The organism is Caldibacillus thermoamylovorans (assembly GCF_000751775.1).
Taxonomy (GTDB): Bacteria; Bacillota; Bacilli; order Bacillales; family Caldibacillaceae; genus Caldifermentibacillus; species Caldifermentibacillus hisashii.
In genome coordinates this window covers 22,613-37,941 of record NZ_CCRF01000062.1, presented here as the reverse complement: position 1 = coordinate 37,941, position 15,329 = coordinate 22,613, and the positions used below count along the sequence as shown (strand labels likewise).

Below are 15,329 nucleotides of genomic sequence, written 5' to 3'. Positions count from 1 at the left end.
TGTTTTCATCATTATCGGTTGAAACCCAAGTCCGGATTTTTGTCCAAGCCCTCGATTTTTGTTGTATAAAATGGGGTTTTAGACAAAATTTTATGCGAAAAACGTTTTTGGTATGAACCATTATTATTTTCACCTATTCATGGCATTGTTTTTGCAGTATATTCTATGAGTTCAATTTTACAAACAGGAGGAGAGTTGCAGCAATGGATATTTTTCGGTATATGGAAGAGTTTGATTATGAGGAATTGCATTTTGTTCAAGATAAAAATTCAGGTCTAAAAGCGATTATTGCCATACATGATACAACCTTAGGACCTGCTCTTGGGGGAACAAGAATGTGGACATACGCCTCAGAAGAAGCAGCCATTATTGATGCCTTAAGACTTGCCAAGGGAATGACTTACAAAAATGCCGCCAGCGGTTTAAATTTAGGAGGCGGAAAAGCAGTTATTATCGGTGATCCGAAAAGCGATAAAAGTGAAGAAAAGTTCCGTGCTTACGGTCGATTTATTCAAGGATTAAATGGCAGGTATATAACGGCGGAAGATGTGGGTACAACAGTAGAAGATATGGATATTATTTACCAAGAAACGGAATTCGTAACAGGTGTTTCTCCTGCTTTTGGATCATCGGGAAATCCTTCACCGGCGACGGCTTACGGCATTTACAAAGGGATGAAAGCAGCTGTATCAGAATACTTTGGAAATGATTCATTGGAAGGAAAAGTGGTTGCTGTTCAAGGAGCAGGCAATGTTGCTTATCATCTTTGCCGTTTTCTTTCTGAAGAAGGGGCAAGATTGATTGTAACAGATATTAATAAAGAAGCTGTGAAAAGAGTTCAAGATGAATTTGGGGCAGAAGCTGTAGATCCTGCCGATATTTATGCTGTCGAATGTGATGTGTTTTCACCTTGTGCTTTAGGCGCCATTTTAAATGACGAAACAATTCCTCAGTTGAAGGCAAAAGTCATCGCCGGTTCAGCCAATAATCAATTAAAGGAAAACCGCCATGGGGATCTTTTGCATGAATTAGGAATTATTTATGCCCCGGATTATGTTATTAATGCAGGTGGCGTAATCAATGTGGCCGATGAATTATACGGCTACAATAAAGAAAGAGCTTATAAAAAAATTGAACAAATATATAACAACATAAAAAAAATATTCGAAATTTCCAAGCGTGAGCAGATTCCTTCATATTTGGCAGCGGACCGAATGGCCGAAGAACGGATCAATAAAGTGAGCCGTTCAAGAAAATCGTTTTTGACAAATGAAAAACATATTTTGAAAAAGCGGCTGAAATAAACGATACAAAGGGTTACCCATATTTCTTATATTGATGATTTGGTTTTAGATCCGATAATTAGAGGTGAAATGAATGGCAAAAGAGTATGACTTAGTGATTATTGGAGGCGGGACAGGCGGATATGTAGCCGCGATTCGGGCCAGCCAACTCGGTTTAAAAACAGCAATTGTTGAAAAAAACAAGTTAGGTGGCACATGTCTCCATCAAGGGTGCATTCCGACAAAAACATTATTAAAAAGTGCAGAAGTTTATCGGACGATGAAAGAAAGCAGTGATTACGGCGTATTAACAAAAGTGGAAAAATTGGATTTTGCCAAAGTTCAAAAACGAAAATCAGAAATTACCGAGCAATTGTATCAAGGTGTGCAAATGTTAATCAAAAAAAATAAAATCGATGTGTACAATGGAATTGGCCGAATCATGGGTCCATCGATTTTTTCTCCGTTACCGGGTACGGTTTCGGTAGAATCTGATACAAATCAAGAGAACGAAATGTTAATTCCAAAGTTTGTCTTGCTTGCGACCGGATCAAAACCAAGAGAACTGCCGAGCCTGCCGTTCAACAAAAACAATATCTTATCTTCTGATGATATGTTGCAATTAGACTATTTGCCGGAATCAATCATTATTGTCGGCGGCGGAGTGATTGGTTTGGAGTGGGCTTCAATGTTAGCGGATTTTGATGTTCAAGTAACCATTGTAGAAGCTTCCAATCGCTTGGCCCCTCATGAGGATGATGAGATTAGTAAGGAGATTACCCAAGTTTTCCGCAAGAAGGGGATACAAATTTTAACAAAGGCAATGATTACTGATAGTTTGGAAAAGGATAACCAAATAACCGTAACAGTAAAGCAAAACGGAAAGAAAACGGAGTTCACTGCCGAAAAAATGCTTGTTTCTGTCGGAAGAGCAGCTAATACTGAGGGAATTGGTTTGGAAAATACCGATATTGACATAAACAATGGTTTTATTCAAGTTAACGAATTTTACCAAACAAAGGAATCGCATATTTATGCAATCGGTGACTGTATCGGGGGCATGCAATTGGCTCATGTTGCTGCAAGAGAAGGTACAATTGCAGTCGAACATATGGCAAATCAAGATCCGGAGCCGTTAAATTATCATCATGTTCCCAAATGTACGTATTCCTTTCCCGAAATTGCCAGTATCGGCATGACCGAAAAAGAAGCAAAGAACAAAAATTTTGAATTAAAAATTGGCCGATTTCCGTTTAAAGCCATTGGTAAAGCTCTAATTACAGGCCATCCATCCGGCTTTGTAAAACTGATTGCTGATGCAAAAACGAATGATTTACTCGGGATTCATATGATCGGTCCTCATGTTACCGATTTAATATCTGAAGCTTCCCTTGCTTTTGTTCTTGATGCAACTCCGGATGAAATGGCTTATACCATTCATCCGCACCCGACTCTTTCTGAAATATTTTCGGAAGCAAGTTTAATGGCAGAAGGTAGACCAATTCATCTATAAATTTCGATTTTTTCATGTCTTTTATAATAAGCTACTGCTTTTTTAAAAAATTGCCATATGTAAAACGATTTCAAAAGGAGGTTTTGACTTGTGGCAGAATTTCGCCATCGCTCTCTCGGTTTATCCGATGACACCGTTTTGGAAATGTATGAAACCATCGTCCTGACAAGAAAATTGGACGAACGCATGTGGCTATTAAATCGGTCCGGAAAAATTCCATTTGTTATTTCCGGTCAGGGGCATGAAGGTGCTCAAATCGGTGCTGCTTATGCGCTTGACCGGACAAAGGATTATATATTGCCCTATTATCGTGATTTGGGAGTTGTGCTTTCTTTTGGCATGACACCAAGAGAAATTATGTTATCAGCTTTTGCAAAGGCTGAGGATCCAAATTCCGGTGGAAGACAGATGCCAAGTCATTTTGGGAAAAAGAAAAATCGAATCGTTACCGGTTCTTCACCGGTTACAACGCAAGTACCGCATGCTGTCGGTTTTGCGCTGGCGGCAAAGATGAAACGGCAAGACTTTATCTCTTTCGTTACATTTGGTGAAGGCTCTTCCAACCAAGGAGATTTCCATGAAGGATTAAATTTTGCCGGTGTTCATAAACTCCCGGTCATATTTATGTGTGAAAACAATCAATATGCTATATCTGTACCGGTATCGAAGCAGCTGAGTTGTGAACATGTATCAAGTCGAGCAGCGGGATATGGGATGCCGGGGGTTACGGTAGACGGGAAAGATCCGCTGGCGGTCTATGAGGTGGTCAAAGAGGCAGTCAATCGCGCGAGAAGCGGTGGTGGTCCGACGTTGATTGAAACGATTACGTATCGCTTTACCGCTCACTCAAGTGATGATGATGACAGGGCATACCGTGATCACACAGAATTAGATAATCTCAAAGACAATGATCCGCTTCAATTTTTTGGAACATATTTAAGAGAAGTTGGTTTACTGAATGACCAAGTGGAAAGAGAAATTCAAGACAAGGTAAAAAACATCGTCAATGATGCAACCGATTATGCCGAAGCAGCCGCTTATTCGAAACCGGAAGATGCATTGAAATATGTTTATAAGGAATAGGGGGGAAGAATATGCCAATCATATCTTACATTGATGCGGTAACAATGGCCATCCGTGAAGAGATGGAACGGGATGAGAATGTTTTTATCCTGGGTGAGGATGTTGGAAAAAAGGGTGGCGTGTTTAAAGCAACTCAAGGTTTATATGAGCAATTTGGAGAAGAAAGGGTAATCGATACCCCGCTTGCCGAATCAGCTATAGCGGGTGTGGCGATTGGTAGTGCCATGTACGGTATGCGCCCGATTGCAGAAATGCAGTTTGCCGATTTTATCCTGCCGGCCGTTAACCAGATCATTTCCGAAGCGGCAAGAATCCGCTACCGATCGAATAATGATTGGAACTGTCCGCTTGTTATTCGTGCTCCTTATGGTGGTGGTGTTCATGGTGGTTTGTATCATTCTCAATCGGTCGAAGCCATTTTTGCCAATCAACCGGGTTTGAAAATTGTCATGCCTTCTACCCCTTATGATGTAAAAGGACTTTTGAAAGCTGCGATTCGTGATGATGATCCGGTATTATTTTTCGAACATAAGCGGGCCTACCGTTTCCTAAAAGGGGAAGTGCCGCTCGATGATTATGTCCTGCCGATTGGAAAAGCAGATGTGAAAAGAGAGGGAGACGACATCACGGTAATTACGTATGGTTTATGTGTGCACTTTGCCCTGCAAGCAGCGGAAAAATTAGCAAATGAAGGGATTTCTGCCCATATTCTTGATTTGCAAACCGTTTATCCATTAGATAAGGAAGCGATTTGCCAAGCGGCGGCAAAAACGGGAAAAGTATTGCTTGTTACTGAAGATAATAAAGAAGGCAGCATTATTAGTGAAGTGGCCGCAATCATAGCTGAACATTGTTTGTTTGAATTAGACGCGCCGATTATGCGATTAGCCGGACCGGATATACCGGCAATGCCATTTTCTCCAACAATGGAAAAGTTCTTTTTAATCAATCAAGATAAAATTGAAAAAGCAATGCGTGATTTGGCTGAATTTTAAAAAGCAGGTAGGTGAAAGTCATGGGGTTGGAAAAAATAACGATGCCGAAATTAGGCGAAAGTGTAACAGAAGGAACAATCACGAAATGGCTTGTTGCTGTCGGAGATCATGTGAATAAATATGATCCCCTTGCCGAAGTGTTGACGGATAAGGTTACTGCTGAAATTCCTTCCTCTTTTACAGGGGTGATTAAAGAAGTCATTGCCAAAGAAGAAGAAACTTATGCTGTCGGTGAAGTTATTTGTGTAATTGAAACGGAAGATCAAGCCGGAACTGTTCAAGAACAAGCGGAACCTGTTGAATCCACGCCGATTGTTGAACATAATCAAGAGATGCCGTTAAAGCAACGTTATTCACCGGCTGTTTTGAAACTGGCCCAAGAGCATCAGATCGACTTGAGTCAGGTGAAAGGTACGGGAAGAGGAGGGCGCATCACACGAAAAGATTTGCAACAACTGATTGCAACTGCAAACATCCCAAAATCGGATGCGACTCCAGTTAAAGAAAATAACGAAAAGAGAGAAGTTGTTTTTGCGGAACCGGAGTCGGTTTCTCCCCTCCAGTCAGCTGCCGGAGATATGGAAATTCCGGTTACGGGAATACGAAAAGTCATTGCAGCTAATTTAACAAAATCGAAACAAGAAATCCCCCATGCTTGGATGATGGTAGAAGCCGATGTAACTGATCTTGTTAACTACCGGAATGCAATTAAAAAAGAATTTGAAGCGAAGGAAGGCTTTCCGCTCACCTATTTTGCCTTTTTCGTCAAGGTGGTTGCTCAAACATTAAAGGAATTTCCGGAATTGAATGCCACCTGGGCCGGGGATAAAATTATTCGGAAAAAAGATATTCATCTTTCTATTGCGGTGGCAGCGGATGATGCACTATTTGTTCCGGTAATTAAACATGCCGATGAAAAATCCATTAAGAGAATTGCCAAGGAAATTTATGAACTGGCAAACAAAGCCCGAACGGGAACTTTAACGGCAGATGATTTACAGGGTGGAACATTTACGGTAAATAACACCGGTGCTTTCGGCTCTATCCAGTCTATGGGTATTATTAATTACCCGCAAGCTGCGATTTTGCAAGTAGAATCAATCGTTAAAAAATTGGTTGTGATGGATAACGGGATGATCGCTGTACGGGACAGAGTAAATTTATGCTTATCCCTCGATCATCGGATATTGGACGGTTATATTTGCGGAAAGTTTATGAAAAAAGTAAAAGAGCGGCTCGAAGCTATAGATAAAGATCATATTAGTATTTACTAAATTCATAAGTACGTGATGCCAATCTTCAAAGAGACTGACAGATCGGAACGGACCGATAATGTAAATGAGAGTAGAAATTCACTTTCGTAAAGGGACATGTAAAAACTGTCCCTTTTTCGTTAGGAAAATCAATACGATTTATTTGTTCTGTATTATTCCAATGTTTTCGTTATTTATTATCAAATTTACTATAATGAGTTCTTTCGTTTTGCAATCGCCCTTTTTTTCGATAAAATAACAAATATAATAAAAAAAATTTTCCGATAAGGGGGAACAATTTTGAAGGAGGGTAATGGGGTCAAACAATTATCGGCTGCGATTCAATCGACATTTCCGGATGTTACCTATGAACAATGGGTTGAAGCCGCAGATCGTGCCTTAAAGGGGAAAACAATCGGTGAATATTACCGGAAAACATATGAAAATATTACGATTAAACCGCTGTATACGAAGGCTGATTTGCCTGTTGGATATGAAAGAATGTACCCGGCAACAACTAGTGACAATAGCTGGTATATTGCCCAAGCTGTTACGGGAAAGACGATAGAAGAACTACATAAAAACTTATTGAGCGCCATCCGGAATGGTCAAAACAGTATTTCATTAACGATACCTGATTGTTTGGATGCTACCGCTTTTGCTAAATTATTTCATCATATTGATGTTGCTAATATTCCTTTCTTCATTGAAGGGGAAGAAGAAGTTATTCCGTTTTATGCGTTTTTGACAGAAGGGATAAAGGGTAGTGCCGAGCGAGAAAAAATCACAGGTTGGATTGGAACGGACCCGGTCGCCGTTTTTTGCCGCAATTGTTATTCGTCGCAAATGATGAAAATGTTTTATTCAATCTGGCAAGATAGTCTTCATTATATGGACCAGCAATTTCCGAACCTGAAAACGATATATGTCGATGGGACCATCTATGAAAAATCCGGTGGTAATGCAGTTCAACAAATCGCTTTTGCACTGGCAACCGCTGTGGAACATATTGAGCAGATAAAAAAATCCGGATGGAATGTTGAACAAATATTTTCGAAAATTTTCTTTGGTTTCTCAATTAGTTCCCATTTTTTTATGGAAATTGCCAAACTTAGGGCGGCACGGTATTTATGGAAAAAAATAGCTGAATCTTATCATGTACCGAATGTAGCGATGGATATTTATGCTGAAACGACAAACGGAAATAAATCAAAATTGGATCCGTATACGAATATGCTTCGAATTGGCGGGGAGGCATTTGCCGCAACCATTGGGCAGGTGCAAATTTTACGAGTTTCTCCGTATGATGAAGTGTTTGGGGAAGTTAGTGCACTGGGACAAAGGATTAGCCGCAACATACACCATCTGTTCCGAGAAGAAGCAAAACTTTCACTTGTCAGTGATCCTGCCGGCGGTTCGTATTTTGTTGAATCATTAACGCAACAATTGATTGAAAAAGCATGGACGTTGTTTTTAACTATTGAAGATTCAGGGGGCATGCTTTCGTCGATTATTGAAGGTAAAGTTCAAAACCAAGTAGCTGAAATGAAAGCGGTAAAACAGTCTGATGTTAATCAGCGGAAAACGAAACTGATCGGGACAAACCAATATGTGGACTTGACTGAAAAGTTGCATGACCCGTTTGAAACAGCAAAGAATCAAGCGCATTCCGGTTACCTTGCCGTCAGCGATTTTTATCAAGTCATTGAAAAAGTAAAAGCAGGAACACGACTCGATCAATTTTTCACCAAGGTAGATCAAGCGAGCGAGGGGATTCAACCGCTTCAATGTTTCCGATTAAGTGAGCCGTATGAAAAAATCCGTTTTGAGGTAGCGAAATATGAGAACGAAACCGGTGAAAAACCGACTGCCATTTTAATAAACTGCGGCGATTTGAAAGATAAAAAGTTGATTTTTGACGAGGTTTCAGAATGGTTACATACTGCGGGGATCGCCACGGAAATAAGCCAAGATAATGATTTTGACAAAATAATAAAAGAATCCGGAAAAAAACTGTATTGTTTTTGCGGCAATGACCAGGAATTAACAGCGGCATTTTCTGATATTCAGTTCATTGTCCAAAAGTATCCGGATAAAGGATTCATCATTGCCGGTTCAAAGGAAGCGGACATTCACAATAAGTTTAAGCAAATTGGCGTTCAATTGATCTTAAATACGCAGGAAGAGCAAGTTCAATGTTTAGAGAGAATTGTCCGCTTTTTCGTGAAGGGGGAATAGATGTGAGGCCGAATTTTAGAAAAGTAAATATATTTCATGACGAGAGGGCCAACCAGCCGCGCCAAAAGGAGCACATCTTTCAAACTTATGAGAATATACCGATTCAATCAATTTATACAGAAGAGGATCTGCAAGGAATGGAAGCTCTTCAATCGTACCCGGGTCTTCCACCTTATACAAGAGGACCGTATCCGACCATGTATATTAACAGGCCCTGGACTATTCGCCAATACGCGGGGTTTTCGACTGCAGAAGAAAGTAATGCTTTTTATTTAAGAAACTTGAAAATGGGGCAAAAAGGGTTATCTGTTGCTTTTGATCTTCCCACCCACCGCGGCTATGACTCAGATAATCCCAGAGTTGTCGGTGATGTCGGAAAAGCCGGTGTGGCAATTGATTCGGTTCTTGACATGAAAATTTTATTCGATCAGATCCCGCTTGATAAAATGTCGGTGTCGATGACGATGAACGGAGCCGTCCTTCCGATTATGGCTTTTTATATCGTGACAGCGGAAGAACAGGGGGTTTCTCAAGATCAATTATCAGGAACAATTCAAAATGATATTTTAAAAGAATATATGGTCCGCAATACGTATATTTATCCACCGAGTATGTCCATGCGTATTATTTCTGATATTTTTGCTTATACGGCGAAACATATGCCGAAATTCAACAGCATTAGTATATCCGGCTACCATATTCAAGAGGCGGGAGCACCGGCAGATATTGAATTAGCCTATACGCTAGCTGACGGTTTGGAATATGTACGGACGGGGCTTGCGGCAGGAATTGATATTGATTCTTTTGCTCCGCGACTCAGCTTTTTCTGGGGAATTGGCATGAATTATTTTATGGAAGTGGCTAAACTCAGAGCAGCTCGTCTCATTTGGGCAAAATTAATGAAACAATTCAATCCGAAAAATCCGAAATCACTGGCACTTAGAACCCATTCACAAACTTCCGGTTGGAGTTTGACAGAACAAGACCCGTTTAACAATGTTATTCGTACGCTAATTGAAGCACATGCAGCGGCCATGGGTCATACGCAATCGTTGCATACGAATGCGCTCGATGAAGCAATTGCACTGCCAACCGATTTTTCAGCACGAATTGCCCGCAACACACAAATTTATTTACAGGAAGAAACAGGGATTACACATACAATTGATCCTTGGGGTGGTTCTTATTATGTCGAATCGTTAACGAAACAACTAATTGAAAAAGCTTGGCAACATATTGAAGAAATCGAGAACTTAGGCGGTATGACCAAGGCGATTGAAGCCGGATTACCAAAGCTGAAAATTGAGGAAGCTGCTGCAAAACGCCAGGCAATGATTGACTCCGGCCAAGAAAAAATTATTGGAGTGAACTGTTACCAAACGGATGACGAAACCAATATTGAAGTTCTTGATATTGATAACACTGCAGTTCGAGAAAAACAAATTGCAAGATTAAAAGAATTAAAGGAAAATCGGGATGAAGCGGCGGTACAAACAGCATTGGAAGCCATTCGTGAGGCGGCAAAGACAGGAACAGGCAATCTCCTTGAATTATCTGTTGCGGCGGCAAGACAACGGGCAACATTAGGTGAAATATCGGATGCCATCGAAGCCGCATCCGGCAGACATCAAGCAACAATCCGTACGATTAGCGGTGTTTATCGCCATGCATTTAAGGACAATGAAACCATAGAAGAAATCAGGAGAATGACCGATGAATTTTACGAGCTGGAAGGAAGAAGACCAAGATTATTAATGGCAAAAATTGGTCAAGACGGTCATGATCGCGGGGCAAAAGTCATTTCAACAGCATTTGCCGATATGGGCTTCGATGTGGATATTGGTCCGCTTTTTCAAACACCGGATGAAACAGCCAGGCAAGCCGTTGAAAATGATGTTCATGTTATCGGAATGAGTTCATTGGCAGGTGGACATAAAACATTTTTACCGCAACTAATTGCTGAATTGAAAAAATTAGGGCGTGAAGATATTATTGTTATCGTCGGGGGCGTGATTCCACCAAAAGATTATCCATTTTTAAAAGAGCAAGGAGCAACTGCAATATTTGGACCTGGAACCATTATTCCCCATGCGGCAAAAATTGTTTTGGAAGAAATTTATAAAAGATTAGGCTATGAGGAAGTGTCATCGTAATGGCACAAGAATATTCCGGGCGGTTTAGAAGAAAGAACAGCACCGTTCCAATTTCCAACTATTTGGAAGGAATTAAAAAAGGCGATCGTACGGTTTTAGCAAAAGCCATTACACTAATTGAAAGCAATCATCCGGATCACTTCCGGGCAGGGCAACAATTATTGAAGGATATTATTCCTCTTTCCGGCAAGTCCGTCCGGCTCGGCATTACCGGTGTTCCGGGTGCAGGAAAAAGTACATTTATTGATCGCTTTGGAACGGAACTATGCAAAATGGGGAAAAAGGTTGCCGTTCTTGCTATTGATCCTTCATCAACCATGACGGGAGGAAGTATATTGGGGGATAAAACCCGAATGGAGTCACTGTCAAGGGAAGAAAATGCCTTTATCAGACCTTCTCCATCTTCGGGAACGCTTGGAGGTGTTCACCGAAAAACAAGGGAGAGCATAATGCTTTGTGAAGCAGCAGGGTTTGATGTTATACTAGTTGAAACAATCGGTGTCGGACAAAGTGAAGTCGTTGTCCGAACGATGGTTGATATGTTTTTCATGCTGACGATTACCGGCGCCGGCGATGATCTCCAAGGGATGAAAAAAGGGATGATGGAGCTTGTTGACGGGATTATTATTACAAAGGCTGATGGTGCCAATAAGGAAAATGCCATTCGGACGAGAAACGAATACAGTCAAATTTTACGCTTTTTAAGGCCGGCAACAGAAGGATGGCAGACGAAAGCCTACACTTGTTCTTCAATTACCGGAGAAGGGATTATCGATATTTGGCATGTCGTTCAGCAATTTGTTAAGATAACAAAACAATCCGGTATCTTTTTTGAAAGAAGAAGGAAACAAACAAATGACTGGTTAATGACGTCAATTGTTGAGAAATTACAGCAATCTTTTTTCCAAAATGAAGTGATTAAAGAAATGCTGCCGGTTATCCAACAAGATGTTGAACATGGGCGGTTGCCTGTTTCCGCAGCCGTTGAACAGTTGATGAAGCTTTATCTTAATGAAAAATAAATGGGAGGGACATTTGACCATGAGTATGGATTTTAATATTTTAATGAATGATTATATTGAGCAAGCCCGGAAAGAAATTGTCGCAGCCGGTTATGAGGAATTAAGAACGCCGGAAGAAGTGGATGAAGCATTACAACGGAAAGGGACAACACTGGTTATGATCAATTCAACATGCGGTTGTGCCGGGGGGATTGCCCGTCCGGCCGCAAAATACGCCATTGATTATGATAAACGTCCTGATTATTTAGTCACTGTATTTGCCGGTCAAGATAAGGAAGCCACTCTCGAGGCAAGAAGTTATTTCGATGATTACCCGCCTTCTTCACCATCATTTGCCTTGTTAAAGGATGGCAAACTTGTCGGCATGGTGGAACGGCATGAAATTGAAGGTCATTCACCTGTTTCGGTCATCGAACGATTACAAGAATTATTTGAACAGCATTGCGATGAAGTATAAATTTTTCCGCGTTTCATATGTTTAAGACTTGTGATTATAAAATGAAACTTCCATCAGGGGCTGATGGTTAGTTAATCCAATCTAACGCATGCGGGCAGCCCTGACTTTTTTGTACGTTAAGAAAGTATAAATTTCCAGCAAAGAAGCGAAATCGACGTAGTTGGAAATTTTAAGAATTAAGTATAAGTGCTCTTGCGGCTTTGCCATCGCCTAAAGGCTCGGCAATCGCCGAGTTTTCTTTATAAACTCGAAAAACTTTGATAAGGGATGGACTACCTGTTAAGGGGATAAAACCACCTGACTTTGTTCAAACTAATGGAAAAGGCGGGTGGTTTTGATGAACCTATTGGTAAGCTTCCTCATTGCTTTTACAACCATTTCACCGGTTTGGCCGATTGGTCCGAACCCTTTACCGGGTGACCCATTTGTAATCGTCAATAAACAAACCAATGAAGTTGCCTTTATTGACGATGGGATTGTCCAAGAAGTGTATAAGGCGGCAACCGGTAAAAATGCGGAATTAACCCCGGAAGGAATGTTTACGGTTACAGTGAAAGCAATAAATCCATATTATCGAAAAAAAGATATTCAAGGCGGAGCACCCAATAATCCGCTCGGTACCCGTTGGATTGGATTTGATGCCTTGGATACAGACGGGAGAACATATGGAATTCATGGTACAAACCAACCGTGGTCGATCGGACTTTATATTTCGGAAGGATGTATCCGGTTAAATAATGAGGATGTCGAAAAGTTATTTGATAACGTTCCAATCGGTACAAAGGTTTTTATTACCAATCAGTCGTCCAGCTTTGAACAGATTGCTAAAGAAAAAAGGGCAATTCCATAATCGGGAATTCCCTTTTCCATTAATGTTTTTTTACAATCAAATTAGAATAGTATGGAAAGTCCTGTAAATAACGTAGTCAAAACCATGGCGATAATCATTAAGTAAACGATAATTTTCCGGACTTTTTTATTTCCCATCGGAGTCATTCAACCTCCACTCTATTTTCATTGACATTATTTTATCGCGAGAATGGCTTTCAAACAAGTCCTATCTTTTTCCTGTTAAAAAAATTAGAGATTCATAGTTATAAAAAGTCAATGAGTCGAAGGTTGAACGATGGGGATTGAACGGTTTGCACTGTATAAATTGGTCTGTTTGCATTATCAATGATATGTTACGTTTGAGGGGAGGAAACGGTTTGAAAGGTATTGACCATATCGGGATTGCGGTTCATTCATTGGAGAAGGCACTTCCGCTATATACGGGTACATTTCAATTAAGCCATATAAAAACAGAGGTTGTCGAATCACAAAAAGTGAAAGTCGCATTCATTGATGTGAATAACAGTAAAATTGAATTACTCGAACCGACCAGTGATGACAGTACGATTAAAAAATTTCTTGATAAAAAAGGGGAAGGTATTCATCATATTGCTTTTAAAACCGACGATATTTATCAAGAACTGGAAAATTTGGCATCACAAGGGGTACGGCTCATCGATGAAACGCCGCGAATCGGTGCCGGGGGAGCACTGGTTGCATTTATTCATCCAAAGACAACTTTTGGTGTTTTATATGAATTATGTCAAAAGCAAAAGCAAAAGTAAAATTTCTATAATCTATCAACTGTGGACAAAGGGGAGAAACGAATGATAGACACAAAAAAATTGGATATTTATGATAAGATCCATGAATTGTATGATAAAAGACGGGAAGTTGAACTTGGGGGCGGAGAAGATAAAATTGATCGGCAACACGAGAAAGGAAAAATGACTGCCCGGGAGCGGATTGATGTATTAGTGGATGAAGGGTCTTTTGTTGAAATAAATCCCTTCATGGAACATCGTTCACCGGATTTACCGAAAGGGCCCGGAGATGGGGTGGTTACCGGGTTTGCAAAAATTCACGGTCGACCGGTTTATTTATTTTCCCAAGATTTTACCGTATTCGGCGGGGCTTTGGGTGAGATGCACGCCAAGAAAATTGCCAATGTTATGGATTTAGCTGCCAAAAACGGTGTTCCGATTATTGGACTCAATGATTCGGGTGGTGCGAGAATACAAGAAGGGGTTATTTCCCTTGACGGATATGGACATGTTTTTTATCGTAATGCCATTTACTCCGGTGTCATCCCGCAAATTTCGGTTATTATGGGGCCATGTGCAGGTGGTGCTGTGTATTCGCCGGCAATTACGGATTTTGTTATTATGGTCGAAAAAACGAGTCAAATGTTTATTACCGGTCCAAAAGTCATTGAAACGGTAACCGGTGAGCAAATAACTGCGGAAAATTTAGGCGGCGCACATGTACATAGTTCGATTAGCGGCAATAGCCATTTTCAGGCAAAGACAGAGGAAGAAGCTCTTTATATGGTAAGGGAACTGCTTTCGTATTTGCCGGCCAACAATACTGAAAAACCGCCGCGGCGAGAATTGAAAAAGGATGACGACTATCGACCGGATTTGGCGGAAATTGTTCCTTTTGATACAGTTCGTCCGTATGATATGAAAAAAGTGGTTGAACAAGTGGTAGATGAAGATTCATTTTTTGAAGTTCAGAAAGATTTTGCTAAAAATATCGTGATCGGTTTTGGCCGGATTAAAGGGGAAGTTGTCGGTCTGATATGCAATCAGCCAAAATTTATGGCTGGCGGACTTGATATTGATTCATCCGACAAGGCCGCCCGCTTTATCCGCTTTTGTGATTCTTTCAATATACCGCTCATCACCTTTGAAGATGTGACCGGATTTTTCCCGGGCGTCAAACAAGAGCACGGCGGAATTATTCGCCATGGGGCAAAAATTTTATATGCGTATTCGGAAGCAACGGTACCAAAAATAACGATAATTACCCGCAAAGCATATGGCGGTGCTTATGTTGCTTTAAACAGTAAATCGATTGGAGCCGATCTTGTTTTTGCCTGGCCAAATGCGGAAATTGCTGTTATGGGTCCCGAGGGTGCAGCAAATATTATTTTTGCCAAAGAAATTCAGAACAGTGCCGATCCGGAAGCGGTTCGCAGCCAAAAAATTCAGGAATATAAAGACAAATTCGCCAATCCATATGTAGCGGCAAAAATGGGAATGGTCGATGATGTCATTGATCCCCGTGAAACGAGAATCAAACTCATTCAAGCATTGGACATGCTGCAAACGAAAAAAGAAGAACGACCGAAAAAGAAACATGGAAATATTCCATTATAATTAATCCGTTATAGAAGTGGACGATATTTATGACAAGTGGGCTTTCATCCTTGTCGGAAATATTGTCCTTTCTTTAGCTAATAGGAAAGTATAAATTTTCCAATTTCTACTTTCCTAACG

13 protein-coding genes are annotated in these 15,329 nt (G+C 40.6%); 12 read left to right on the top strand and 1 reads right to left on the bottom strand.

What is annotated here, in order from left to right:
* Nucleotides 1-203: 203 nt before the first annotated feature.
* The 10 genes from BT1A1_RS10520 (at nucleotide 204) to BT1A1_RS10475 (ending at nucleotide 12,847) form a co-directional block, all read left to right on the top strand.
* Nucleotides 204-1,304 (top strand): Glu/Leu/Phe/Val family dehydrogenase, encoded by a 1,101-nt coding sequence (locus BT1A1_RS10520; protein ID WP_034770900.1) that lies wholly within the window; start codon nucleotides 204-206, stop codon nucleotides 1,302-1,304.
* 73 nt (nucleotides 1,305-1,377) lie between these two features.
* The gene (lpdA, locus tag BT1A1_RS10515; RefSeq protein WP_034770899.1) at nucleotides 1,378-2,796 is read left to right on the top strand and encodes a dihydrolipoyl dehydrogenase; all 1,419 of its coding nucleotides are present in this window, start codon (nucleotides 1,378-1,380) and stop codon (nucleotides 2,794-2,796) included.
* A 90-nt stretch (nucleotides 2,797-2,886) separates the two neighbouring features.
* Nucleotides 2,887-3,879, top strand: a complete 993-nt coding sequence (locus BT1A1_RS10510) for a thiamine pyrophosphate-dependent dehydrogenase E1 component subunit alpha (RefSeq protein WP_034770897.1) — start codon at nucleotides 2,887-2,889, stop codon at nucleotides 3,877-3,879.
* An 11-nt stretch (nucleotides 3,880-3,890) separates the two neighbouring features.
* Entirely contained in the window at nucleotides 3,891-4,874 is a 984-nt protein-coding gene (locus tag BT1A1_RS10505; RefSeq protein ID WP_034770896.1) for an alpha-ketoacid dehydrogenase subunit beta, read from the top strand.
* A 20-nt stretch (nucleotides 4,875-4,894) separates the two neighbouring features.
* Complete coding sequence (locus BT1A1_RS10500) at nucleotides 4,895-6,148, top strand: dihydrolipoamide acetyltransferase family protein (protein ID WP_034770893.1); 1,254 nt, start codon at nucleotides 4,895-4,897, stop codon at nucleotides 6,146-6,148.
* Between the two features lie 279 nt (nucleotides 6,149-6,427).
* Complete coding sequence (locus tag BT1A1_RS10495) at nucleotides 6,428-8,365, top strand: methylmalonyl-CoA mutase family protein (RefSeq protein WP_034770892.1); 1,938 nt, start codon at nucleotides 6,428-6,430, stop codon at nucleotides 8,363-8,365.
* 29 nt (nucleotides 8,366-8,394) lie between these two features.
* The gene (scpA, locus tag BT1A1_RS10490; RefSeq protein ID WP_051989101.1) at nucleotides 8,395-10,518 is read left to right on the top strand and encodes a methylmalonyl-CoA mutase; all 2,124 of its coding nucleotides are present in this window, start codon (nucleotides 8,395-8,397) and stop codon (nucleotides 10,516-10,518) included.
* Nucleotides 10,518-11,540 (top strand): methylmalonyl Co-A mutase-associated GTPase MeaB, encoded by a 1,023-nt coding sequence (gene meaB / locus BT1A1_RS10485; protein WP_051989099.1) that lies wholly within the window; start codon nucleotides 10,518-10,520, stop codon nucleotides 11,538-11,540. Before scpA ends, meaB begins: the two co-directional genes overlap by 1 nt.
* Nucleotides 11,541-11,559: 19 nt before the next feature.
* Nucleotides 11,560-11,997, top strand: a complete 438-nt coding sequence (locus BT1A1_RS10480) for a BrxA/BrxB family bacilliredoxin (protein ID WP_034770950.1) — start codon at nucleotides 11,560-11,562, stop codon at nucleotides 11,995-11,997.
* Between the two features lie 337 nt (nucleotides 11,998-12,334).
* Nucleotides 12,335-12,847, top strand: coding sequence for a L,D-transpeptidase (locus tag BT1A1_RS10475; protein WP_034770889.1), 513 nt, complete (start codon nucleotides 12,335-12,337; stop codon nucleotides 12,845-12,847).
* A gap of 41 nt (nucleotides 12,848-12,888) precedes the next feature.
* On the opposite strand, the gene prli42 is transcribed toward BT1A1_RS10475, so the two are convergent.
* Nucleotides 12,889-12,984, bottom strand: coding sequence for a stressosome-associated protein Prli42 (gene prli42, locus BT1A1_RS18675; protein ID WP_152032400.1), 96 nt, complete (start codon nucleotides 12,982-12,984; stop codon nucleotides 12,889-12,891).
* A gap of 221 nt (nucleotides 12,985-13,205) precedes the next feature.
* On the opposite strand from prli42, the gene mce reads away from it, so the two are divergent.
* Nucleotides 13,206-13,613 (top strand): methylmalonyl-CoA epimerase, encoded by a 408-nt coding sequence (gene mce / locus BT1A1_RS10470; RefSeq protein WP_034770886.1) that lies wholly within the window; start codon nucleotides 13,206-13,208, stop codon nucleotides 13,611-13,613.
* Between the two features lie 42 nt (nucleotides 13,614-13,655).
* A complete protein-coding gene (locus BT1A1_RS10465) occupies nucleotides 13,656-15,209 on the top strand; it encodes an acyl-CoA carboxylase subunit beta (RefSeq protein WP_034770885.1) in 1,554 nt (517 codons plus the stop codon).
* Nucleotides 15,210-15,329: the final 120 nt, after the last annotated feature.

What these genes read in the sequence shown, in the direction of transcription:
- BT1A1_RS10520 (WP_034770900.1), top strand. Translation starts at nt 204, where the DNA reads ATGGATATTTTTCGGTATATGGAAGAGTTTGATTATGAGGAATTGCAT.
- lpdA (WP_034770899.1), top strand. Translation starts at nt 1,378, where the DNA reads ATGGCAAAAGAGTATGACTTAGTGATTATTGGAGGCGGGACAGGCGGA.
- BT1A1_RS10505 (WP_034770896.1), top strand. Translation starts at nt 3,891, where the DNA reads ATGCCAATCATATCTTACATTGATGCGGTAACAATGGCCATCCGTGAA.
- BT1A1_RS10500 (WP_034770893.1), top strand. Translation starts at nt 4,895, where the DNA reads ATGGGGTTGGAAAAAATAACGATGCCGAAATTAGGCGAAAGTGTAACA.
- meaB (WP_051989099.1), top strand. Translation starts at nt 10,518, where the DNA reads ATGGCACAAGAATATTCCGGGCGGTTTAGAAGAAAGAACAGCACCGTT.
- BT1A1_RS10480 (WP_034770950.1), top strand. Translation starts at nt 11,560, where the DNA reads ATGAGTATGGATTTTAATATTTTAATGAATGATTATATTGAGCAAGCC.
- BT1A1_RS10475 (WP_034770889.1), top strand. Translation starts at nt 12,335, where the DNA reads ATGAACCTATTGGTAAGCTTCCTCATTGCTTTTACAACCATTTCACCG.
- prli42 (WP_152032400.1), bottom strand. Translation starts at nt 12,984, where the DNA reads ATGGGAAATAAAAAAGTCCGGAAAATTATCGTTTACTTAATGATTATC.
- BT1A1_RS10465 (WP_034770885.1), top strand. Translation starts at nt 13,656, where the DNA reads ATGATAGACACAAAAAAATTGGATATTTATGATAAGATCCATGAATTG.